General features: G+C 63.7%; 2 protein-coding genes. Both read left to right on the forward strand.

The genetic code is table 11. From position 1 onward, the window contains the following. Window positions 1-963, forward strand: a 963-nt coding sequence (gene pstA / locus Q1V87_RS14965; protein ID WP_300594619.1) for a phosphate ABC transporter permease PstA, incomplete at its 5' end; no start/stop codon positions are given. Beyond that, the coding region (gene pstS / locus Q1V87_RS14970) for a phosphate ABC transporter substrate-binding protein PstS (protein WP_300594622.1) at window positions 960-2,248 on the forward strand (1,289 nt) is incomplete at its 3' end. The genes pstA and pstS, both read left to right, overlap by 4 nt.

Below are 2,248 nucleotides of genomic sequence, written 5' to 3' on the forward strand. Positions count from 1 at the left end.
GCCGACGTCCGAGAGGTCATCGACCGCCTCATGACCGTCGTCCTCGCAAGCGCCGGCATCATTCTGGCCGGCGCCCTCGTTTTCGTCGTCGTCTTCGTGATCACGCGGGGCGCTGACGCCTTGTTCCACGCCAACTTCTTCTTCTCCGATATGGAGTCGGCGGGACCCCTCGATCCCCTCGACATGGGCGGCATTGCGCACGCCATCATGGGAACGCTGATCCAGATCGGCATCGCGCTGGTGATCACGATTCCTCTCGGCATCCTCACCGCAGTCTTCTTGAACGAGGTCGGCGGACCGTTCGCGCGATTCGTGCGCACCGTGACGGATGCGATGACGGCGCTCCCGTCGATCGTTGCCGGCTTGTTCGTGTACTCGGCGATCATCCTTCTGATCACGGGGCAGCGGTCGGGCTTTGCCGCGTCACTCGCGATCACCGTCATGATGCTCCCGATCATCGTGCGCGCATCGGACGTTGTGCTCCGCCTGGTTGCCGGTAACTTGCGCGAGGCAGCCTACGCCCTCGGGGCGTCCCGTTTCCGCACCGTATGGAGCGTCGTACTCCCCACCGCTCGGTCCGGACTCGCGACGGCCGTCATCCTCGGTACCGCCCGCGGGATCGGCGAGACTTCGCCCGTCCTGCTCACTTCCGGTGTCACGGCGGTCATGAACCTCAACCCCTTCCAAGGTCCGATGATCTCGCTGCCGCTTCAGGTGTTCGACTTCGTCAAGTCGCCGGAGCCCAACATGATCGCGAGAGGTTTCGGCGCGGCGGCCGTGCTGATGCTGCTGGTGCTCGCCCTCTTCGCTATTGCCCGCGTCATCGGCGGTCGGGGCCCAGGGGAGCTCACGCCACGGCAGCGGCGAGCTGCGGCGCGACGGTCGCAAAACGATCTCATCCGCATGGACAGGGCGCGCTTCACGCGGCCCCTTTACGGGCACCATCCCGAGGAGAAGCAATGACCTCTTGGCGCACACTGCTTGCGCGAATGGCCGCCATCACGATGGTTGCTGCGCTGGCTCTTGTCAACACGACGCCGGCCTACGCGGCAACCTACGAGCCGATCACCGGATCGGGATCGACCTGGTCGCAGAACGCACTGGACCAGTGGCGGGCGAATGTCAAGGCCAACTACGGGATGACGATCAACTACTCCGGCACCGGTTCGACGGCCGGTCGCCAGGAGTTCATCCTCGGCACCGTCGACTTCGCCGTGAGTGAGATCCCGTTCCAGTCGGCGCCGGAGGACGGCTCGGCCCCCGAGGTACCGGGTCGGGGTTACGCGTACGCGCCGATCGTGGCCGGTGGGACCTCGTTCATGTACAACCTGAAGATCGGCGGCAAGCAGGTCACCAATCTTCGCCTGTCGGGCGAGGTCATCACCAAGATCTTCACCGGAAAGATAACCAACTGGAACGATCCCGCGATCAAGGCCGACAACCCTGGTCTCGCCATGCCGGACAAGAAGATCACGCCCGTCATCCGTTCCGATGGCTCTGGAACGAGCGCTCAATTCACCCTGTGGATGTCGAAGCAATACCCCGCGTTGTGGAGCGAGTTCGCGGCATCCATGGGCCGTGGATCCGGCCTGACCTCGCAGTATCCGCTCTTCTCCGGTGCAAAGGGACAAAGTGGCTCGAACGGCGTGGCGGGATACGTTGCACAGACCTACGGTGAGGGCGCGATCACGTACGTCGAGTACTCGTACGCCCTGAAGTCGGGTTTCCCGGTGGCCAAGGTTCTCAACAAATCCGGCTACTACATCGAGCCCACGGCTCAGTCTGTCGCGGTGGCGATGCTGTCGGCCCAGGTGAACACCGACCTCACGCAGATCCTCGACGGCGTCTACAACAGCGCCGATCCACGCGCCTATCCGCTGTCGAGCTACTCGTACATGATCGTGCCGACCGAAGTGAAGGGTGTTTTCACCGCAGCCAAGGGCAACACCCTGGGTGCGTTCATGAGCTACTTCCTTTGTGAGGGGCAGCAACAAGCTCAGTCGCTCGGGTACTCGCCGCTCACGATGAACCTCGTGCTCGCGGGGTTTGATCAGATCAAGCGGATTCCCGGGGCGGAGAGCGCGAACGTCGACCCGAACAAGTGCAACAACCCCACCTTCACGGCGGGGGACTCCCCGTCGTCCAATCAGCTGGCTAAGACAGCGCCGCAGCCCGCTGCCTGTGACAAGCAGGGACCCGATCAGTGCATCACCGGCACGGCCGGCGCTTTGCAGTCGACGCCCGTGAG

The sequence above is a fragment of the Microbacterium sp. genome, assembly GCF_030149085.1.
GTDB lineage: Bacteria > Actinomycetota > Actinomycetes > Actinomycetales > Microbacteriaceae > Microbacterium.